18 protein-coding genes are annotated in these 19,634 nt (G+C 62.1%); 14 read left to right on the forward strand and 4 right to left on the reverse strand.

The genetic code is table 11. The features are described from left to right. From AC2T9U_RS04235 to cobM, 5 genes are all read left to right on the forward strand, one after another. Nucleotides 1–987, forward strand: coding sequence for a Gfo/Idh/MocA family protein (locus tag AC2T9U_RS04235; protein ID WP_115030723.1), 987 nt, complete (start codon nucleotides 1–3; stop codon nucleotides 985–987). Between the two features lie 191 nt (nucleotides 988–1,178). Then, nucleotides 1,179–2,639, forward strand: coding sequence for a peptidoglycan-binding domain-containing protein (locus AC2T9U_RS04240; protein ID WP_493696709.1), 1,461 nt, complete (start codon nucleotides 1,179–1,181; stop codon nucleotides 2,637–2,639). A gap of 230 nt (nucleotides 2,640–2,869) precedes the next feature. Further along, complete coding sequence (cbiE, locus tag AC2T9U_RS04245; protein WP_493696710.1) at nucleotides 2,870–4,177, forward strand: precorrin-6y C5,15-methyltransferase (decarboxylating) subunit CbiE; 1,308 nt, start codon at nucleotides 2,870–2,872, stop codon at nucleotides 4,175–4,177. Beyond that, nucleotides 4,174–5,643 carry a cobalt-precorrin-6A reductase gene (locus AC2T9U_RS04250; RefSeq protein ID WP_493696711.1) on the forward strand — a complete coding sequence of 490 codons (1,470 nt, stop codon included), beginning with the start codon at nucleotides 4,174–4,176 and terminating at the stop codon, nucleotides 5,641–5,643. The genes cbiE and AC2T9U_RS04250 overlap by 4 nt, the downstream gene beginning before the upstream one ends. Nucleotides 5,644–5,671: 28 nt before the next feature. Beyond that, on the forward strand, nucleotides 5,672–6,460 hold the full coding sequence (gene cobM / locus AC2T9U_RS04255) for a precorrin-4 C(11)-methyltransferase (protein WP_493696712.1): 789 nt from the start codon (nucleotides 5,672–5,674) through the stop codon (nucleotides 6,458–6,460). 25 nt (nucleotides 6,461–6,485) lie between these two features. Here cobM and AC2T9U_RS04260 read toward each other — a convergent pair whose 3' ends face one another. Genes AC2T9U_RS04260 through AC2T9U_RS04270 form a run of 3 tightly spaced genes read right to left on the reverse strand, consistent with a single transcriptional unit; the run spans nucleotide 6,486 to nucleotide 10,037 of the window. Further along, nucleotides 6,486–8,060 carry a precorrin-2 C(20)-methyltransferase gene (locus AC2T9U_RS04260; RefSeq protein WP_493696713.1) on the reverse strand — a complete coding sequence of 525 codons (1,575 nt, stop codon included), beginning with the start codon at nucleotides 8,058–8,060 and terminating at the stop codon, nucleotides 6,486–6,488. A 49-nt stretch (nucleotides 8,061–8,109) separates the two neighbouring features. Next, nucleotides 8,110–8,754 (reverse strand): precorrin-8X methylmutase, encoded by a 645-nt coding sequence (locus AC2T9U_RS04265; RefSeq protein WP_493696714.1) that lies wholly within the window; start codon nucleotides 8,752–8,754, stop codon nucleotides 8,110–8,112. Further along, nucleotides 8,751–10,037, reverse strand: a complete 1,287-nt coding sequence (locus AC2T9U_RS04270) for a ferredoxin-like domain-containing protein (RefSeq protein ID WP_493696715.1) — start codon at nucleotides 10,035–10,037, stop codon at nucleotides 8,751–8,753. Before AC2T9U_RS04270 ends, AC2T9U_RS04265 begins: the two co-directional genes overlap by 4 nt. 204 nt (nucleotides 10,038–10,241) lie before the next feature. Between AC2T9U_RS04270 and cobO the strand changes: the two genes are divergently transcribed. The 4 genes from cobO to AC2T9U_RS04290 are packed head-to-tail and all read left to right on the forward strand — an operon-like array spanning nucleotide 10,242 to nucleotide 13,541. Next, on the forward strand, nucleotides 10,242–10,865 hold the full coding sequence (gene cobO, locus AC2T9U_RS04275; RefSeq protein ID WP_208304432.1) for a cob(I)yrinic acid a,c-diamide adenosyltransferase: 624 nt from the start codon (nucleotides 10,242–10,244) through the stop codon (nucleotides 10,863–10,865). A gap of 20 nt (nucleotides 10,866–10,885) precedes the next feature. Further along, nucleotides 10,886–12,271, forward strand: a complete 1,386-nt coding sequence (locus AC2T9U_RS04280) for a cobyrinic acid a,c-diamide synthase CobB (protein ID WP_493696716.1) — start codon at nucleotides 10,886–10,888, stop codon at nucleotides 12,269–12,271. Further along, nucleotides 12,250–13,338, forward strand: a complete 1,089-nt coding sequence (cobC, locus tag AC2T9U_RS04285; RefSeq protein WP_493696717.1) for an Rv2231c family histidinol phosphate aminotransferase CobC — start codon at nucleotides 12,250–12,252, stop codon at nucleotides 13,336–13,338. Before AC2T9U_RS04280 ends, cobC begins: the two co-directional genes overlap by 22 nt. Continuing rightward, nucleotides 13,335–13,541 carry a hypothetical protein gene (locus tag AC2T9U_RS04290; protein ID WP_084440825.1) on the forward strand — a complete coding sequence of 69 codons (207 nt, stop codon included), beginning with the start codon at nucleotides 13,335–13,337 and terminating at the stop codon, nucleotides 13,539–13,541. The genes cobC and AC2T9U_RS04290 overlap by 4 nt, the downstream gene beginning before the upstream one ends. A 90-nt stretch (nucleotides 13,542–13,631) precedes the next feature. On the opposite strand, the gene AC2T9U_RS04295 is transcribed toward AC2T9U_RS04290, so the two are convergent. After that, nucleotides 13,632–14,237: a DUF3043 domain-containing protein gene (locus AC2T9U_RS04295; RefSeq protein WP_115030707.1), complete on the reverse strand. Its 606-nt coding sequence runs from the start codon at nucleotides 14,235–14,237 to the stop codon at nucleotides 13,632–13,634. A gap of 192 nt (nucleotides 14,238–14,429) precedes the next feature. On the opposite strand from AC2T9U_RS04295, the gene AC2T9U_RS04300 reads away from it, so the two are divergent. The 5 genes from AC2T9U_RS04300 to aat all read left to right on the forward strand — a co-directional run bounded on the left by AC2T9U_RS04300 (nucleotide 14,430) and on the right by aat (nucleotide 19,469). Further along, nucleotides 14,430–15,791: a dipeptidase gene (locus AC2T9U_RS04300; RefSeq protein ID WP_493696718.1), complete on the forward strand. Its 1,362-nt coding sequence runs from the start codon at nucleotides 14,430–14,432 to the stop codon at nucleotides 15,789–15,791. Between the two features lie 41 nt (nucleotides 15,792–15,832). After that, on the forward strand, nucleotides 15,833–16,990 hold the full coding sequence (locus AC2T9U_RS04305) for a glycerate kinase (RefSeq protein WP_493696719.1): 1,158 nt from the start codon (nucleotides 15,833–15,835) through the stop codon (nucleotides 16,988–16,990). 205 nt (nucleotides 16,991–17,195) lie between these two features. Continuing rightward, nucleotides 17,196–17,546 (forward strand): iron-sulfur cluster insertion protein ErpA, encoded by a 351-nt coding sequence (gene erpA / locus AC2T9U_RS04310; RefSeq protein WP_028326432.1) that lies wholly within the window; start codon nucleotides 17,196–17,198, stop codon nucleotides 17,544–17,546. A gap of 141 nt (nucleotides 17,547–17,687) precedes the next feature. Next, a complete protein-coding gene (locus tag AC2T9U_RS04315; RefSeq protein WP_115030701.1) occupies nucleotides 17,688–18,671 on the forward strand; it encodes a carbohydrate kinase family protein in 984 nt (327 codons plus the stop codon). A gap of 45 nt (nucleotides 18,672–18,716) precedes the next feature. Further along, nucleotides 18,717–19,469, forward strand: a complete 753-nt coding sequence (gene aat / locus AC2T9U_RS04320; protein ID WP_493696720.1) for a leucyl/phenylalanyl-tRNA--protein transferase — start codon at nucleotides 18,717–18,719, stop codon at nucleotides 19,467–19,469. Nucleotides 19,470–19,634 lie beyond the last annotated feature (165 nt).

Below are 19,634 nucleotides of genomic sequence, written 5' to 3' on the forward strand. Positions count from 1 at the left end.
ATGGCAAACCTCCGCGCAGGCCTCATCGGCCTCGGCATGATGGGCCGCCACCACGGACGCGTCCTGGCAGGACTTGACGGCGTCGACCTCGTCGCCGTCGCCGACCCCAACGGCGACCCCCACGACATCGCCCAAGGACGCCCCCTCGTCAACAGCATCGAGGAACTCCTCGCCCACAACCTCGACTACTGCATGGTCGCGGTCCCCACCGTCTACCACCTAGAAATCGGACTCGCCCTGGCCGAAGCTGGGGTCCACGCCCTCATCGAAAAACCCCTCGCCCAAGACACCTCCTCGGCCCAAAAGCTCGTCGACGCATTCGACAAAGCAGGACTCATCGGCGCCACCGGACATATCGAGCGCTACAACCCCGCCCTGCAACAAGCCAAAGCCCGCATCGAAGCAGGCGACCTCGGCGACGTGTACCAAATCGTCACCCGCCGCCAAGGCCCCTTCCCCGCCCGCATCGCCGATGTCGGTGTCGTCAAAGACCTCGGCACCCACGACATCGACCTCACCAGCTGGCTGCGCTCCAGCGCCTACACCTCCGTCGGCGCCCGCACCGCCTTCCGCTCCGGACGCGAATACGAAGACATGGTTCTCATGAACGGTCTACTTGCCGACGGAACCATCACCCAACACACCGTGAACTGGCTCTCACCATTCAAAGAACGCATCACCTTCATCACCGGCGAAAAAGGTGCCTTCATCGCCGACACCCTCACCGCCGAACTGGCCTTCCACGCCAACGGCAACGTCACCTCCGAATGGCAAGGCCTAGCCCAATTCAAAGGTGTCTCCGAAGGCGACTACACCCGATTCGCAATCTCCAAACGAGAACCACTCCTCGTCGAGCACGAAAACTTCCGCGACGCAGTCCTAGGAAAAGACTCCGACATCGTCACCCTCGAACAAGGCATGCGTAACGTCAAAGTCGCCGAAGCAGCCATCGAATCAGCCAAAACAGGTCAAACCATCGACCTCTAACCCACAACAGGGCTAAGCAACACGCCCCCAACACAATTACAGGGCCGGCACCGATCAGCACGATCAGTGCCGGCCCTCCTGCACCCCCACCACCCCTCACACACCCCCCAGCGCAGCCGATAGGCGGACACCACCGCCCGCCGCGCCTCGTCCTGAACACCCGAGCGAGACGCCCGCCCGCCCGGAGAATCATGCGCACCACACTCGCCCTAGCCCTAGCCGCCGCCCTCATCACCACCCCCATCCCCGCCACCGCCACCCACGGCGACCACACCGGCAACCCCGACACCTATGCAGGCACCCCCGTGCCACCACCACACACCCCCACCAGCGCACACACCCCCATCACCACCACAAAAAACACCCAAATCACCAACCCAACCAGTTCCGTCCCCCTCCCACCCACCATCGACATTCAACCCAGCTACATCCCCCAAATCTCCTGCGACCCCATCGACCGCCCAGGAACCCTCGCCCTAGGCAACCTCCTGGTCAACACCTACAAAACCGGCTACGTCGGCTACTCCCGCTTCTGCTCCGAAGGCGGAACCAGCGAACACTACGACGGACGCGCCCTGGACTGGATGCTCGATGCCACCAACCCCACCCAAAAAACCATCGGCGACACCGCAGCCACCTGGCTCACCGCCAACAACGGCGAAAACGCCCGCCGCCTAGGCATCCAATACATCATCTGGAACGCCACCATGTGGCGCGCATACGCCCCCGAACGCGGCTGGGCCACCTACACCGGACCAAACCCCCACACCGACCACATCCACATCTCCCTCACCTGGGACGGAGCCAACCGGCGCACCAGCTGGTGGACCGGAACCGCCATCACCAGCCTGGACTTAGGCCCTTGCCGAGCAACCACAGGAAACCCCTGGGCCCTCCTCTATACCGGCAAACGCACCACCCCCTGCCCAACCCCAACCCCCGGGCCCAGCACCACCAAAACCACCTGGGTCCCCGGCAACACCAGCCCCCAAATCACTGAAGCCCAAAAACTCCTCGGCATCACCGCCGACGGCAAATTCGGTTACGCAACCCGCAACGCCATCATCGCCTACCAAAAACGCACCTCAATTCCCATCACTGGAGTCCTAGACCAATCCACTTGGGCCGCCCTAGACCCCAGCTCACTCACCACCACACCCACTCCAGCTCCGGCACCAACGCCAGCACCCTCGCCCTCGCCCTCGCCCAGCCAAACCCCCATCACCATCACCACCCCCGCCACCGCCTACCGCACCACCACCCTGCGCCCAGGCTCACGCGGCCCCGCCGTCAAAGCACTCCAAACCCTCCTACGCATCCCCACCACCAGCACATACGACCCACGCACCACTAACGCAGTCAAAACCCTCCAAAAAAAGTGGAAACTCCCCGCCACCGGCACCACCAACCTCAAAACCTGGAACCGCGCCGAACTCAACCGCTACCCCTGGCTCCCATACACAGGTACCACCCTGCGCCCAGGCTCACGCGGCCCCGCCGTCAAAGCACTCCAAACCCTCCTACGCATCCCCACCGACGGCATCTTCGGCCCCGCAACCCGCAACGCCCTCACCACCACCCAAAAGAAACTCCGCACCCCCCAAACCGGTATCACCGACCCCACAACCTGGAAGGCATTCATACGCCTCTAAACCCCAGGTAAGGTCAAACACGTAACCACCCACCCGAACACCACCCCCACACCACACACCACTGACACACACGCAAAAAAATACGATGGCCCCGGTGGGGGGGACCGGGGCCATCGAAGGTCGTCCAACCGGGGGGAGGTTGGCCAACCACAAACAACTCTACGGACCTATCACCAGATTCCCACCCAACATACGGATGGGGTCGGTACGTATTAGGTCAAGGAATAGTCATGGACACCACAAGCCATCAACACAACACACACCCCATCACCCTCATCGGAATCGGCGCCGACGGATGGGACAGCCTCACCCCCCACGCACAGCACACCCTCCACACAGCCACCACCATCATCGGCGCCCCCCGCCAACTCGACCTCCTCCCCACCACCATCACCGCCCAACACATCCCCTGGGGAAAACCCCTACGCCCCTCCATCCGCCCCCTCATCCGCCAACACGCCCCCAACAACAACCTCGCCATCCTCGCCAGCGGCGACCCCTGGCACTACGGCATCGGCCACGCCCTCACCGAAGAACTCACCCACGAAACCCACGACACCGGCACCCACTACCCCCTCACCACCATCCCCACCACCTCATCCATGGCACTAGCCTGCGCCCGCATGCAATGGCCCGCCGAAACCGTCACCATCATCACCACCGTCGGCCGCGACACCCACACCCTCAACCGCCACCTACACCCCAATACCCGCATCCTCACACTCATCCCACGCGGCACCACCATCATCGACCTGGCAAAACACCTCACCAACCACGGCTACCACAACGCTGAACTCACCCTCCTCAGCGACCTAGGTACCCCCAAAGAAACCCACACCACCGCCACCGCCACCGCCTGGACCACCCACCACACCAACCTGCCCACCCTCGCCATCGCCGCCATCAACACCAACACCCCCACCACCAACCCCAACCCACGCCACCCCGGACTCGTCCCAGGCCTACCCGACGAAACCTTCACCACCGACGGCCAACTCACCAAATGGGAAACCCGAGCCATCACCCTCGCCGCCCTGGCCCCACGCCCCCACGAACTCCTCTGGGACATCGGCAGCGGCACCGGAACCATTGCCCTCGAATGGTGCCTAACCCACCCCACCACCCACGCCATCTCCATCGAAACCCGCCCCGACCGCACCGCCAACATCACCACTAACGCCCACAACCTCGGCGTCAACACCACCCTGCAAACCATCACCGGCCACGCACCCGAAGCACTCCACGACCTACCCCAACCCAACGCCATCTTCATCGGCGGCGGCGCAACCACCCCCCAACTCCTCGAAACATGCTGGAACGCCCTCCCACCCGGAGGCCGCATCGTCGCCAACGCAGTCACCATCGAAACCGAAAACCGCCTCATCAACGCCCACACCACCTGGGGCGGCGAACTAGGCCACATACAAATCAGCCGCGCACAACCCATCGGCACCTACACCTCATGGACCCCAGCGCGCCCCGTCACCCAATGGCGAGCACGCAAACCCCACCTCATCAACGAAGGAACAACCCGATGAGCACCCCCCACCTCCTCCTCCTCGGCGGAACCACCGAATCCCGCCTCCTCGCCAACGAACTCGCCGACGCATTCCCCGGCTGGCACATCACCAACTCACTCGCCGGCCGCACCCACACCACCCACAACCTTCCCGGCGACACCCGCACCGGAGGATTCGGCGGCCCCGAAAACATGGCCACCTGGCTACGCGAAAACGGAATCAGCGCCATCATCGACGCAACCCACCCCTTCGCCAACACCATCACCACCAACACCATCACCGCAGCCCGCACCGCCATCCCCGGACACGAAATCCCCTACCTACGCCTCCAACGCCCCCAATGGGAACCCCACCCCGGCGACAACTGGCACACCGCAACCACCCCCACCGACGCCGCCCAACACATCGACACACTCGGCACCCGCGCCCTCATCACCACCGGACGCCGCGACCTCGCCGCATTCACACACGTCAAAGCGCACTGCCTCATCCGCACCATCGAACCCCCCACCGAACCTCTCCCCACCAGCCACGAACTCATCCTCGACCGCGGCCCCTACACCCTCGAGGGCGAAACCACCCTCATCAACAACCACCACATCGACGTCCTCGTCACCAAAAACTCCGGAGGCGCCGCCACCGCCCCCAAACTCCAAGCAGCCCGCAACGCCGGCATCCCCGTCATCATGATCCAACGCCCCACCCTCCCCGACGACATAGATATTGCCGAATCCCTCCCCGAAGCCCTCCTCTGGCTCGCCCGCATCAACGCCCGCCCCACCACCCACCAACAACCCCCCACCCCCACAACAACCACCAACACACACAGCTCCACCGCACATACCATCCACCAACTCCGATGGCCCTGGACCGGCGCCCTCGACGACGTTGCCCACGCCCTGGACAACCACCAACCAGTAGACCTCGACAACCCCACCAACTGGCCCCTACCCCCACTCGGCGACACCCTCGCCACCAACCATCAACACATCGCAGCACGACTCATCGTTACCGACATGGACCCCCTCGCCGCCATGCAATTCGGCACCGACACCCCCACCCTCATCCTCACCCCACCCAGCCTCATCATCGGCATCGGTGGTGGCAGCAGCATCAACGCCCGCGACATCCTCAAACACCTACGCGAAATCATGTCAGCCAACCTCCTGGCCTCCGGCGCCATCGCCACCCTCGTTAGCATCGACCGCAACGGAAAATACGGACTCCTCACCGAAACCGCACTCCTACTCGAACACCTTGAAAAAAACCACCGCCACGAAATCGGCGTCAAGGTCTACGACCCCCACACCCTCGCCCAACACGACACCCCTAACCCCAACCCTCACGTCGCAGACCTCACCGGCACCCCCTCCGTCGCAGAAGCCGCCGTCCTAGCCACCGGAGCCCGCCTCATCATCCCCAAACACATCGCCAATCACTCACACGGATCCAGCACCATCGCCATCGGCCGTATCACCCCATAACCTCACACCCCCTCACGAAAGGACCACCATGACTGTCCACTTCATCGGAGCAGGCCCCGGCGCCGCCGACCTCATCACCCTCCGCGGCCTACGCATCATCCAAAACAGCCCCGTCTGCCTCTATGCAGGAACCCTTATCCCCAAAGAACTCCTCGAACACTGCCCTGATGGCGCTCGACTTATCGACACCTCCACCCTCGACCTCGAAGGCATCATCAACGAGTGCCAAAAAGCGCACACCGAAGGCCACGATGTTGCCCGCCTAGCCTCCGGTGACCTATCCATCTACTCCGCAGTTGCCGAGCAAATCCGACGACTCCAAGCTGTCGGCATCGACTACACAATGACCCCCGGTGTCCCGGCCTTCGCAGCAGCAGCCGCCACCCTCGGACATGAACTCACTGTGCCCGAAGTTGGTCAAACCGTCATTCTCACCCGCATCTCACGCAGCGCCACCGCCATGCCACCAGGGGAGAACCTCGCCACTCTAGGGGCAAGCCGAGCCCTTCTTGTCCTGCACCTAGCCACCGCTCACATCGACGATGTCGTCGCTGAATTGCTTCCCAACTACGGGCCAGATTGCCCCGCCGCCGTCGTTGCCCTCGCTAGCCGACCCGATGAAATTGTGTTGCGCGGCCAACTGGACAACATCGCTGCCGCAACAAAAGAAGCTGGCATCCGCCGAACAGCAGTAATCCTGGTCGGGCAAGCCCTCAGCGCTAAAGAATTCCCAGACAGCCACTTGTACTCAATGGCGTGTGCTGCTGAACGACGCGCCGAAGGAGTCCCCGCCCCCATAGCGGGGCTACCTCGGTAAAGCCCACCTGGGCAGCCCCGCCATGTCACTGTTGCGGATAAGTGCGGGGAGTCCAGAGCACGTGCTGAGTGCCGTCTTCACACGCTGCGCCGGTGCTCCTGCCCCCAGGGGCTATACGCGTGCTCAAACGTGTCTGGGTTGATCCAATAATGAGTGCGGTGCGCATGTCTACGGTGTCTGGGTCAAGGTCGCCCAATGTTGTGACTGTGACTTTTTCAGACTCAGAGCCCACCGCGCGGGCAACAACGACGGGGGTTGTTTCGGCTCGGAAAGTACGTAGGTCATCGATAATGGAGCGCAGCTGCCAGGTGCGTTCTTTGCTTGCGGGGTTGTAGAGAGCAATAACAAGGTCCGTTTGCGCAGCTGCTCGGACTCGCTCACGGATCACCTCAAACGGTTTGAGCCGGTCAGACAATGAGATGGTCGCGAAGTCGTGGCCAATGGGAGCACCGACGCTTGCAGCCACAGCCGCAGCAGCAGTGATTCCAGGCAGAACCCGCACAGGGATGTGGCGATAGCGTTCTTGATCAGCTGCCTCGAGGACAGCGGTAGCCATCGCGAAGATACCTGCGTCACCTGAAGAGACGACGGCTACGCGGTGGCCACGTAGTGCGAGGTCCAGAGCGAATTCTGCACGCTCTAGCTCGACTTTATTGTCAGATAGGTGTCGGGTAAGGCCAGGGCGTTCTGGGACGCGTTTGACATATGTGGTGTAACCGATGATGTCAGTGGCTTGGGCTAGCGCTGCTGTGACTTGGGGGGAGCGCCACATTGCTCCGGCAGGTCCTAAGCCGCAGACGTCCACGTACCCGATACAAGAGCTTTCTTTCTGACTGGGAGGTGTGGGTGCAGGCATCCATTCGGCTGTTCCGACACGGCTGGGAATGACAGCTAGAGAGAAGTAGGGAACATTGTCGGGGTTGACGTCTGCTAGAGGCGTGACGACTTCGCGTTCGTCGTGGCTGACGCGTTCGACGTACCAAGCCTCGTTAAGGCGCCCGGCTGTGGTGAGGGCTTGACGCACGGAGGTGAAGGTGCGACCCAGTTTCATGATGACTGCGCAGTCGGCGGTGGCTAGACGAGCGGCCAGCTCATCAGTGGGTAGGGTTCCGGGCAGGATGGTGAGTGTTTCGGTGGCTTCGACGAGGGGGCGTCCAAGGGCGGTGGCTACAGCTGTTATGGAGCTGATGCCGGGGATGACCTGGGTGGGGTAGGTGTGTGCCAGGCGTTCGTGTAGGTGTTGGAAGGAGCTATAGAGGAAAGGGTCTCCTTCGGCGAGGACGGCGACTGTGCGGCCAGCGTCGAGGTGGGTGGCGATGAGGTGGGTGGCTTCGGTGTAGAAGTCGTTGATTGCCCCGGTGTATCCGCCGGGGTGGCTGGTGGTTCCGGTTGTGATGGGGTAGGTGAGGGGGAGTTCGATGTGGTGGGGGTGGATATGGTCTGCGGCGGTGGCGCGGGCGTTGGAGGAGCCTGGTCTGGCTTCGTGGTAGGCGATAACGTCGGCGTTTTCGATGGCCCGGGCGGCTTTGATGGTGAGTAGTTCGGGGTCGCCGGGGCCTACTCCTACGCCGATGAGTTTTCCGGGGGCGGCCTGGTTCATGTGATGTCTTTCTGCGGTGGAGGTAGGGGTGTCGGTTTGGGATGGTGGGTTATTCGGCGCTGCTGGCGAGGGCGTTGAGGGCGCCGCAGGTGATGGCGCTGCCGCCGCGGCGGCCGCGGACGATGATGTGGGGGAGGTTGAGGGGGTCGTTGTGGAGGGCTTCTTTGGATTCGATGGCGCCGACGAATCCGACGGGGATGCCCAGGATGAGGGCAGGACGCCAGGGGTTGGTGTGGAGGAGGTTGAGGAGGTGGAAGAGTGCGGTGGGGGCGTTGCCGATGGCGATGACTGCGCCGTCAATGCGTTCGCCCCATAGGTGGATGCCTGCGGCGGTGCGGGTGGTTTCGAGGGTGGCGGCTAGTTCGGGGACGCGTTCGTCGTGGAGGGTGCAGATGATGTCGTTGTTGGCGGGCAGACGGCGGCGGGTGATGCCGCTGGCGACCATGTGGGTGTCGGTGAGGATGGGGGCACCGTTGTTGAGGGCGGTGATGCCTTCGTGGGCGGCGTTGGGGGAGAAGATGATGTCATTGATGAGGTCGGTGGATCCGCAGGAGTGGATCATGCGGACGGCGACGCGTTCTTCCTCGGGGGTGAGGTGGGTGAGGTCGGTTTCGGCGCGGATTGTGGCGAAGGATTCGCGGTAGATGTTGGCGCCGTTGGTTTCGTAGGTGTAGGGAGTTTTGGGAGTGGTCATGGGGTGATTTCCTGTCGTCGGTTGGTGATGTCGGTAGTGAGATTCTCGTCGGTGACGGGGTGTTGGTTGGTGGCGGGGTGTCCGGGGGTGTCGGTGTTGACTAGGGCGGTGGTCCATCCGGTTTCGGTGGCGAGGACTTGGACGTGGTTGGTGGTGGGGCGGCCGCAGCGTCGTGGGCAGGCTGACCAGTGCACGGGGGTGTTGTTGTTACTGGGGGTGTGGTGGGTGACTGCTGCGTATTGGACGTCGGCGAGGGCTGAGGTGCAGCCGGGTAGGCCAGTGCATGTGGTGACGTGGGTTAGGGGTGCGTGGGGGTCGGTGATGAGTCCGAGGGTGGATAGGTGGGTGAGTGCGGTTGTTGCGTGGTGGTGAGTGAGGTTGGCGATGAGGATGGTGCGGGCTGGGCTGGTGCGGATGAGGTTGTCGCCGTGTTCGGCGAGGTCGGCGAAGTGTTGCCAGGTTTCGGCGGGAGCTGCGGCTAGGGGCAGTCGGGTGGCGATGGTGTAGGTGGTGTTGGTGGGGTGGGGGATGAGTCCTAGGGGTGGTGGGGTGGTGTGCGGGGCGGGGGTGTGGGGGGTGTGGTGGGTGAGGAGGTGGCTGATGGTGTTGCGGATGTTGGTGATGAGGGCGGGGGTGTTGGGGTGGTCGGTGAGTCGCCAGCCGCGTTGGTTGTGGGTGTGTGCGGTGGCTAGGTGGGTGTGTGCGGCCAGGGTGAGTGCGGTGGGGGCGTTGGTGCGGTGGGTGACTCCCAGGGGGGTGCCGGCGGCGGTGATGGTCCAGTGGTCGTTGTTGTTGGCGGTGAGGGCTAGGTCGGGTTCGAGGGCGAGGGTATCGCCGCGACCGTCGTCGATGCCGAAGAGGAATCGTCCGCTCAGTTGCGCGAGTTCGGGGTCGCTGATGAGGGCGTTGTCGAGGGTGTGGAGGAGGTTGGTGAGGGTTGTTCCGGTGGTGTTTCCGTGTTCGTCGAGCCCAGCGGTGGGGGTGGTGACGATGTTGCGGATGCGTTCGTGGGCGGGGGAGGGCAGGAGCCCGGCGGTGGTGAGGCAGGTGGCGATGTCGGTTTCGGATCCGGTGGGGATGCCGCGGATTTCGGCGTTGCCGCGGGCTGTGAGGCGGATGTGGCCGTCGCCGAGGGTGGTGGCTAGGTGGGCGAGGGTGCGGGTGGCTTGGGGGGTGAGGAGTCCGCCGGGGATGCGGATGCGGGCGAGGTCGCCGTCGGCGGCGTGGTGGAGGCGGAGTGCGCCGGGGCAGCGGTCGCCGGTGGGGGTGGTGGGCGCGGTCATGGAAAAAACCCTACTCGGGGAGGGGGGTTTAGTTATTGGTTGGTTGTGTGTTAAGGCGCAGGTGGCGCTGTGGAGGTGTTTTCTTTCACAGGGGTGGGGGTGTTGTGTTCGTTGCCTGGGTGTGGCGGTGTTTGGTCTGGTTCTGGGGGAGTGTGGGGTGGGGGCTATTTTGGTTGTTGTTGGGTTGTTGTTGAGGAGGTTGTTGTGGTTCGTGGTGTTCCGAGTTGTGTTCCTGATGATGGGTTAACTACGCGTGAGCGGCGGGATCGCGCGGTTTTGGCTGTGAATACGGGGGAGGGGAAGGGGAAGTCCACGGCTGCGTTTGGGATGGCGTTGCGGGCGTGGAATGCAGGTTTGTCGGTGGTGGTGTTTCAGTTTGTGAAGTCGCCGAAGTGGAAGGTGGGTGAGGAGGCGGTGTTGCGGCGGTTGGGGCAGCTGCATGAGGAGGATCCGGCGGTGGGGGCGCCGGTTGAGTGGCACAAGATGGGGTCGGGGTGGTCGTGGACGCGTTCCAATAGTGGTGATGTTGAGGTGGAGCAGGCTGAGGTTGCGCGGCAGGGGTGGGTGGAGGTTGCTCGGCGGTTGGGGCAGGAGCAGCACGATTTTTATGTGCTGGATGAGTTCACGTATCCGCTGGATTGGGGATGGGTGGATGTCGATGAAGTGGTGGAGACGTTGCGGGGGCGTCCTGGTAAACAGCATGTGGTTGTGACGGGGCGCAGGGCGCCGGCTGTGTTGGTGGATGCGGCAGATTTAGTGACGGAGATGACGAAGGTGAAGCATCCATTTGATGTTGGTCAGAAGGGGCAGCGCGGGATCGAATGGTGAGGACTCATAGTTTGCCGCGTGTGCTGATTGCGGCGCCTGCTTCTGGTAGTGGCAAGACGATGATCACTACGGGGTTGTTGGCGGCGTTGCATCGTCGTGGGTTGGTGGTTTCTCCACACAAGGTGGGGCCTGATTACATCGATCCGGGGTATCACGAGGCTGCGTGTGCTCGGGTGGGGCGGAATTTGGATGCGCACATGGTGGGTGTGGATCGGATTGTGCCGTTGTTGTTGCATGGTGCGTTGTCGCCGTCGGTGGCTGATGTGGCGGTGATTGAGGGTGTTATGGGGTTGTTTGATGGCGCGTTGGGTAGGGAGGGGTTTGCTTCGTCGGCGCATGTGGCGAAGTTGACTCAGACTCCGGTGATTTTGGTGGTGAATTGTGCGTCGGCGTCGCGCAGTGTGGGGGCGGTGGTGCATGGTTTTGCTTCGTTTGATTCGCAGGTGAGGGTGGCGGGGGTCATTCTCAATAATGTGGCTTCGCCGCGTCATGAGGCGGAGGCGCGGGCTGCGGTGCTTGGGGTGGGTGTTCCGGTGGTGGGGTGTATTCCGCGGTTGCCGGACATTGTGGTGCCGAGTCGGCATTTGGGGTTAATTCCGGCGGCGGAGCGGCGTCCGGAGGCGTTGGCTGCGGTGGATGCGTTGGCGTGTATGGCGCAGCAGCATTTGGATCTTGATGCGATTGTGGAGGTGGCTAAGTCTGCGCCTGAGCTGGAGGGTCAGGTGTGGTCTCCTGGGGCTGCATTGGCCTCTGTTGGGGGTGTTTCTACTGGTAGTGGGGTGCGTGTTGCTGTGGCTGGTGGGGCTGCGTTCACGTTTGGGTATGCAGAGAATGTGGAGTTGTTGGAGGCTGCGGGGGCGCAGGTGGTGTCGTTTGATCCGCTGCGGGATAGAGAGTTGCCTGAGGCTGATGCGTTGGTGATTCAGGGTGGTTTCCCAGAGGTGTATGCCTCGGCGTTGGGGGCGAACCGGTCGATGTTGGATGCGGTGCGCAGGTTTGCAGCTTCGGGGGCTCCGGTGGTGGCTGAGTGCGCGGGGATGCTTTATTTGGCGCAGGAGTTGGATGGCACGCAGATGACGGGTGTATTGCCGTTGATTGCCTCGATGCATCCGCGGTTGGTGTTGGGGTATCGGCAGGCTGTGGCTGATTGTGACTCGGTGTTGTCTGCTGCTGGTGATCGTGTGACGGGGCATGTGTTCCATCGCACGCGGGTGGCGCCAGCCCCGGATGCGGGTGTGGTTCCGGGGGCATGGGTGTTGCGTGATCATGCTGATCGGGTCGAGGTTGATGGTGTGGTGTCGGGAAATGTGGTGGCGGGGTATTTGCACACGCATTGGGCTGGTGCGCCGCAGTTCGCGGCTCGTTTGGTAGCGCAAGCGTGTGCATGGCGGAGTGGTGTGCGGTGATTGAGGGGGTGGATTTGCGTCATCACGGTGATGTGGAGGCGCGGGGGGTGTGTTGGGATTTCGCGGTGAATGTTGCGGTGGGGGAGCCTCCGTTGTTTGTGGCCGAGGCGTTGCGGGAGTCTTTGGGTGGGGTGGCTGCGTATCCAGATGAGTTTCCGACGCGACGGGTGGTGGCTGAGCATGTGGGGGTTGATCCGGGGTGTGTGTTGTTGGTGAATGGGGTGGCGGAGGCGTTTGGGTTGGTGGCGCGGCTGCGGTCGTGGCAGCGGGCGTGTGTGGTGCATCCGCAGTTCACTGAGCCGGAGGCGGCGTTGGTGGGTGCGGGGCATCGGGTGGTGCGGCATGTGTTGGATGCTGAGGATGGGTTTGTGCTGCGTGCGGGGAAGGTGGATGAGGGTGCTGATGTGGTGGTGGTGGGGAATCCGACTAATCCGACGTCGGTGTTGCATCCGCGTGGTGAGGTGTTGAGTTTGTTGAGGCCGGGGCGTGTGGTGGTGGTGGATGAGGCGTTTATGGATGTTGCGGTCGGTGTTGGTGGGGTGCGTGGGTCGGAGTCGTTGTTGGTGGATGCTGCACGCACGCAGGGGTTGGTGGTGTTGCGGAGTTTGACGAAGACGTTTGGATTGGCGGGTGTTCGGGCTGGGTTTGTGGTGGCTGAGCCGGGGTTGGTGGAGCAGTTGCGGCAGTTGCAGTCGCCGTGGTCGGTGAATGTTCCGGCGTTGGCTGCGATGCGTGCGGTGTGTTCGCGGCAGGGGGAGGAGTTTGCGGCGGGGGTGGCTGAGCGGGTGGTGCGGGATCGTGAGGTGTTGGTGCAGGGGTTGCAGCAGCGTGGGTTTGATGTGGTTTCGGGGGCTGCTGGGCCGTTTGTGTTGGTGCGGCATCAGCGGGCGGTGTGGGTGCGTGAGGTGTTGCGGCAGCGAGGGGTGGGGTTGAGGCGTGGGGATACGTTTCCGGGGTTGGGTCCGCAGTGGTTGCGGATTGCTGTGCGGGGGGCTCGGGAGCGTGAGGTGTTGTTTGAGCAGGTTGATGGGTTGGGGGTCAGGGGTGGGTCTAGGGTGGGTTTATGAGTGATTGGGTGTGGAAAGCGTTTGATGATGGTGGCGCTCAGGTGCGGGTTGCTGATGCTGAGGTGCCGTTTGAGTCGCGGGAGGATGCCGAGGCGTGGTTGGGGGAGTCGTGGTTGGGGTTGACGGAGTTGGGGGTGGTGTCGGTGTCGTTGTTGTGTGGGGGTGAGGTTGTGTATGGGCCGATGTCGCTTGAGCAGGAGTGATGTTGGTGGTGCAAATGTGTGAAGGGCTGTTTTCCCTTGGTGAGGAAAACAGCCCTTCACAGGTGTGTTGGCAGGTGGCGTGCCCAGTGGTTAGGAGGGGTACTGGCCGCGTTTGACTTGGGGTTTGGGGACGCGTCCTACGCGCATTTGTAGTGCGCGGGTGATGGTGTACCACAGGCCGCCTTTGGCTGGTGGTGCGCCGAATTTGGTGGTGACTGCTTTCTTGACTTGGAACCACATCACGGTGACGTCGATGGCTGCTATGAGTACTGCGCCGTAGACGATGCAGTATCCGATTGCCATGATCGTGGGGTGGGTGATGAGTGTGACGGGCAAGCCCAGCACCATGACGATCAAAAGGTATTCAGCAAAGGAGCGGCGTGCGTCGATCCAGTCACGCATGAAGCGGCGCTCGGTTCCGCGGTCGCGGCGGGGTAGGGCCCATTCTTCGCCAGCTTCCATGGCGAGACGGATTTTGTAACGGCGTTCTCGTTCTTCTAGCCGGGATTGCCGTTTGGCGGCTTTACGGTCGGCGGGAACGAGAGGGCGTTTGCGGGCTGCTTCGGCTTGTTTGCGTGTGGGGGTGGGGCGCCCTTTGCCTGTGGATTTGGTGGTGGCAGGCGCGGGTGCTGGATCAACGGTGGACGTGGTTTCCGTGGCGCCGTTGGGCTGGTCGGCGGATTTCTTGCTGGACACCTTGCACACTCTAGCTTGGTGATGTCTTTGAATGGGTGATCTGCGCGGTGGTAGGTGCTGTTGACCTGCAGGGATTGCGGTGTAGGTGATGGTTTTGTGTTGTGGCCAGATGGGGGAGGATCTAGGTCAGATGAGGTGCGTTGTCAGTGTTATTGGGGTTCTGGGTGGTGTTGGCGGGGATATTGTTCGGCCATGACGGATACAGAGGCGTTGCGAACCAAGATCGCTGATCTTATGCCAGGTGTACTAGAAGATTTGATGGCGTTGGCGCGGATTCCGAGTGTGTCTGCGTTGCCTGAGCACGATAAAGATGTGCAAGCCAGCGCGGAAGCTGTGGCGGAATTATTGCGTGCTGAAGGCGCTGAGGTGAAGGTGGTTGCTGAGGGCGGTAAGCCTGCGGTGATTGGCCGTGTGGCGGGCCCTGAGCCGGTTGGTGGGAAACGGCCGGCGCGGGTGTTGCTGTATGCCCACCATGATGTTCAGCCCGCTGGTGTGGAGTCGCAGTGGGCTAGTGCGCCATTTGAGCCGCAGCAGCGTGGTGAGCGTTTGTATGGTCGCGGTACTGCTGACGATAAAGCTGGTGTGATGGCGCATCTTGCTGCGTTGCGTGCTTTTGGGGGTAAGCCTCCGGTTGAGGTGATTGTGTTTGTGGAGGGTGAGGAGGAGTCTGGCTCGCCGAGTCTTCCTGCCTTGTTGGATAAGTATCGGGATGAGCTTGAGTGCGATGTGATTGTGCTTGCTGATTCGTCGAACTGGGCGGTGGGTACGCCTGCGTTGACGACGTCGTTGCGGGGCAATGTGCGTTTGAAGGTGACGTTGTCGACGTTGGCGCATGGATTGCATTCGGGCATGTTTGGTGGGGTGGTGCCGGATGCGATTACGACGATGTGTCGTCTTTTGGGGACGTTGCATAACGCTGATGGTTCGGTGGCGGTGCCGGGGTTGGTGAGTGAGGAAACTTCGGGGGTGGATTACACCGCGGAGGAGATTCGCCGTGACTCCAGTGTTCTTGATGGTGTGGAGCTGATTGGTAAGGGCACGTTTGCCTCGCGTTTGTGGTTGCAGCCGACGGTGACTGTGGTTGGTTTTGACGCCCCTGCGGTGGAGGGTGCGGCGAATTTGTTGTCGCCTTCGTGTTCGGCGTTGTTGTCGGTGCGGATTGCTCCTTCGCAGGATGCTGCGGCTGCGGCTGCGGCGGTGACGAAGTTCTTGCAGGACAACGCACCTTGGGGGGCTCAGGTTGAGGTTGAGGTTGAGGATGCGGCGCCGGGTTCTGCGTTGCCCGCCTCGGGGCCGATTGTGGAAGCGGCCCGTTCGGCTTTGCGCTCTTCGTGGGGTACTGAGCCGGTGGATGCCGGTATCGGTGGGTCGATTCCGTTTGTGGCCCAGTTCAATGACACCTTCCCGCAGGCAGTGGTGTTGGTGACGGGGGTGGAAGACCCGGATACGCGTGCGCACAGTACTGATGAGGGGCTGCACTTGGGTGATTTTGAGCATGCGTGTGTGGCTGAAGCGCTGATGTTTGAGAAGATCGCGCAGGTGTGGAAGGGCTGATTTGCTCCGCTGCGGGGGAGCGGTTTGGCACCATGTGAAGCGTGCGTGTCTTGTTCGCTCCCTCGCAGTATTCCGGAATGTTGACGGCTGGCCAGGTCGCTGACGCGATGGCTGGTGGGTGGTCTCGGCAGGCTCCTGGTGATGTGGTGACGTGTGCCCCGTTGTCTGCTGGTGAGGCTGGTTTCGCTAGTGTGGTGGAGGCGGCTGTTGGTGGGGTTTCGGTGGGGGTGACAGTTGCTGATCCGTTGGGGCGTGATGTGCCTGCGACGGTGTTGTTGGCTGAGGTTGGTGGGGTGCGTACAGGGTTTGTGGAGGCTGCGCAGGCGGCTGGGTTGCATTTGTTGGATGCCGCTGATCGTGACCCGTGTGTGACGAGCACGTTTGGGGTGGGGCAGATGGTTGAGGTGGCGGTGGCTGAAGGTGCTTCGCGGGTTGTGGTGGCGTGTGGGGGGACGGGTACGAATGATGCTGGTGCGGGCATGTTGGCTGCTTTGGGGGCGGGGCAGGGGCCTGCGTTGTGTTCAGGTGGGGGTGCGTTGGGTCAGGTTTCGCCAGATGATGTGGCGGGGTTGGAGGCGGTGCGGGACCGTTTGATTGGGGTGGAGTTGGTGGTTGCGGCGGAGGGTGCGTTGCCGTTGTTGGGGTTCAGTGGGGCTTCGGCCACGACGGCGCCGGAGAAGGGCGCTTCGGTGGAGCAGACGCAGGAGTTGGAGCGTTCGTTGGGGCATTTCGTGGATGTGGTGGAGCGGGTTTTGCCGGCGGGGCTTGATTTGTTGACGGGGTTGCCGCGGCGGGTGACGCGGGTTCCTGGGGCGGGGGCTGGTGGTGGCTTGGGGTATGGGCTTGTGGTGTTGGGTGCGCGGGTTGAGGACGCGGTCTCGCATGTGATGGGTTTGTGGGGTATGCGTGAGTTGTTGGGTGGGCATGATTTGGTGGTCACGGGGGAGCGATGTTTTGACGGCCGTTCTGTGCATGCGGGGGTGGTGGTCAGCGTGGCGGCTGCGGCAGCGGAGTTCGCTCTTCCCACAATGGTGTTGGCGGGCCAGGTCGAGGTGGGGCGGCGAGAGTCGATGAGTGCGGGGGTTGCTGCGGTGTATGGGATTGTCGATAGAGGCGGGGATGTGGCCAGTGTGATGGCTGATCCGGCGTCGGCAATCGCCGATCGTGCGCAGCGTCTAGCTCGCACGTGGAGTAGATGATGAGCGTTGCTTAGCGGGTGGAATACCCCTGGGTGGGGCAGTGTTGTTGCTGGCGGGCCTGGCTGTCAGTCTGCGTGGACTGCGGGTAGCCTGAGAATGGACTTCGGTCGCAGGACCGATCAATCGAACGAGAGCACCGCGAGGGTGTGCAGGCTGGTGCCGTCGCTGGTACTTGCTGCCACATCGAGGTCGAGAGGTAGTCACTATGACCGTCCAGAACGAGACCGCCACGCATGGAGTGGTGTTGACTGACGTTGCTGCCGCTAAGGTCAAGAGCCTGCTGGAGCAGGAAGGCCGTGACGATCTGCGTCTGCGCATTGGTGTGCAGCCGGGAGGCTGCTCGGGTTTGATCTATCAGCTGTACTTCGATGAGCGCACCCTTGATGGGGATGCTGTGAAATCTTTCGATGGCGTTGAGCTAGTTGTTGACCGCATGAGCGCTCCGTATTTGGACGGTGCCACGATCGACTTCGCAGACACCATTGAGAAGCAAGGTTTCACTATTGACAACCCGAACGCAGGTAACTCTTGCGCTTGTGGTGACAGCTTCAGCTGATCGCTGGTGTGCGTATTCCCGTGTACGTGCGGGATCGGTGACGGCTGGGTGTGTGCGTGGCGCACAGGCCCAGCCGTTTCGTGTGTGCACGGGGTGGGATGGGGGAGTGTCAGGGCGGCGTTGGTCCGATACCGTGGTGGAGTGCGTATTGCTATCACTGGTTCTCTAGCCCATGACAATCTGCTCACGTTCTCGGGGCGTTTCCACGACTCGTTCGTGGCTGAGCAGCTCGACAAAGTTTCCCTGTCTTTCCTCGCTGACGACTTGCAGGTGCGCCGTGGGGGTGTGGGCGGCAACATTTCTTTCGGTATGGGTGTCCTTGGATTGGAGCCGTACCTGGTGGCGGCCGCCGGTGTCGATTTTGATGACTACCGTGCATGGCTTGACCGTCACGGCGTGAACACCAAGGGTGTCAAGGTATCGACCGAGCGTCACACCGCTCGTTTCACCTGCACAACGGACCGTGATTCGGCTCAGATCGCAACCTTCTACCCCGGTGCTATGTCTGAGGCGCGTGAGATCGAGCTTGAGCCGATCTCGCAGTCGGTTGGCGGTTTTGACCTGGTTCTTATTGGCCCCAATGACCCGGAGGCGATGGTTCGTCACACTGATGAGTGCCGTTCGCGCGGGATGAAGTTCGCAGCCGACCCCTCGCAGCAGCTTGCCTTTATGGAGGGTGAGGACATCCGCCGCCTCATCGACGGTGCCGAATACTTGTTCACCAATGAGTACGAAGCTCACTTGACCGAACAAAAGACGGGATGGAGCTCCGAAGAGATTTCCCAGCGGGTTACTACTCGCGTCATTACTCACGGTAAAGATGGCGTGACTATTTCCACCAAGGGCAGCGAGACGATCACAGTGGGCGTTGTCCCTGCGGAGAAAGTTGTTGACCCCACGGGTGTTGGTGACGCTTTCCGGGCTGGGTTCCTGGCGGGACTGCACTGGGGCCTTTCACACGAGCGCTGCGCTCAGACTGGCGCGATGCTTGCCACTCACGTAGTTGAGACAGTCGGCACCCAGGAGTACGAGCACAACCTTGGTAACGCCTTGGAGCGTCTGCGTGCGGCGTACGGCGAGGAAGCTGCCAATGAGATCGGCGCGCACCTGCCTACGTTTGCCTGAGTGAGTTGATGATGTACCTCATGAACGAATTGCTGAGGTACACCCATGATGGATGAGGAAAGTCGGGGTCCGGGGGATCCTGTTTTCCCACCTGTTGTTCCGGAGAGCCGTAGCGGTCTTCCGCCGCTGCGGCTCTCTCCGGAAGACGATCTGGTGGGGGTTGGTGGTGATCTAGACCCGGCGACGTTGTTGCACGCGTACATCAATGGTGTTTTTCCCATGGGGTTGGGGGAGTGCGGGGCCGAGCCGATGGGGTGGTGGTCGCCGTTGCAGCGTGGCGTGCTCCGCCCGGCTGATCTGCGAGTACATCGATCGTTGCGTAAGTCTGCGCGGCATTACACGGTGAGCGTGGATCGCGCTTTTGCGGCGGTGATGCGCAGATGCGCTGACCCGAATCGGCAGGGCCGGTGGATCACCGATCACATCGTGGATGCATACGTAGCTCTCCACGAGATGGGGTGGGCTCATTCAGTGGAGGTTTGGTCTAACGGGGATTTAGTAGGTGGCCTCTATGGAGTCAGCATTGGGGGTCTATTTGCTGGCGAATCGATGTTCCACGCAAGCAGAGATGCGTCAAAAGTGGCACTGATGGAACTGGTCGACATTGTTGGCGATGACGGCGATGAGCGACGCCTCATTGACGTCCAGTGGGCTACTGCGCACCTGGCCAGCCTAGGTGTGAGCGAAATAAGCAGGGATGAGTACATAGTGGCAGCACAACAGGCTGTGCAACTGCCCGTTCCGGCAGGGTTCGCTAGCGAATGGGCGAGGCGGCATGTCCAGCACTGTGTGATCTGAAAGAATGCTCTACGACCCCTGTGCAGCAGCCGAAGGGAAGGGTGTAGCGCTTGAGAGGTCGCGTGAGAGGGGCCAAAAGTTCCCAAATTGAGTAATTCCATTGCTTGTAGGGACACGACCGGCCCCGATCGTGTCGTCGAGCGACGTATGCTTGCAGTCGGTATC

The organism is Dermatophilus sp. B7861-1 (assembly GCF_058996045.1).

Excerpts from the sequence above, each read along its gene's own strand:
- AC2T9U_RS04235 (WP_115030723.1), top strand. The coding sequence starts at position 1 with ATGGCAAACCTCCGCGCAGGCCTCATCGGCCTCGGCATGATGGGCCGC.
- AC2T9U_RS04240 (WP_493696709.1), top strand. The coding sequence starts at position 1,179 with ATGCGCACCACACTCGCCCTAGCCCTAGCCGCCGCCCTCATCACCACC.
- cbiE (WP_493696710.1), top strand. The coding sequence starts at position 2,870 with ATGGACACCACAAGCCATCAACACAACACACACCCCATCACCCTCATC.
- AC2T9U_RS04250 (WP_493696711.1), top strand. The coding sequence starts at position 4,174 with ATGAGCACCCCCCACCTCCTCCTCCTCGGCGGAACCACCGAATCCCGC.
- cobM (WP_493696712.1), top strand. The coding sequence starts at position 5,672 with ATGACTGTCCACTTCATCGGAGCAGGCCCCGGCGCCGCCGACCTCATC.
- AC2T9U_RS04260 (WP_493696713.1), bottom strand. The coding sequence starts at position 8,060 with ATGAACCAGGCCGCCCCCGGAAAACTCATCGGCGTAGGAGTAGGCCCC.
- AC2T9U_RS04265 (WP_493696714.1), bottom strand. The coding sequence starts at position 8,754 with ATGACCACTCCCAAAACTCCCTACACCTACGAAACCAACGGCGCCAAC.
- AC2T9U_RS04270 (WP_493696715.1), bottom strand. The coding sequence starts at position 10,037 with ATGACCGCGCCCACCACCCCCACCGGCGACCGCTGCCCCGGCGCACTC.
- cobC (WP_493696717.1), top strand. The coding sequence starts at position 12,250 with ATGGCGGAGTGGTGTGCGGTGATTGAGGGGGTGGATTTGCGTCATCAC.
- AC2T9U_RS04290 (WP_084440825.1), top strand. The coding sequence starts at position 13,335 with ATGAGTGATTGGGTGTGGAAAGCGTTTGATGATGGTGGCGCTCAGGTG.
- AC2T9U_RS04300 (WP_493696718.1), top strand. The coding sequence starts at position 14,430 with ATGACGGATACAGAGGCGTTGCGAACCAAGATCGCTGATCTTATGCCA.
- erpA (WP_028326432.1), top strand. The coding sequence starts at position 17,196 with ATGACCGTCCAGAACGAGACCGCCACGCATGGAGTGGTGTTGACTGAC.
- aat (WP_493696720.1), top strand. The coding sequence starts at position 18,717 with ATGATGGATGAGGAAAGTCGGGGTCCGGGGGATCCTGTTTTCCCACCT.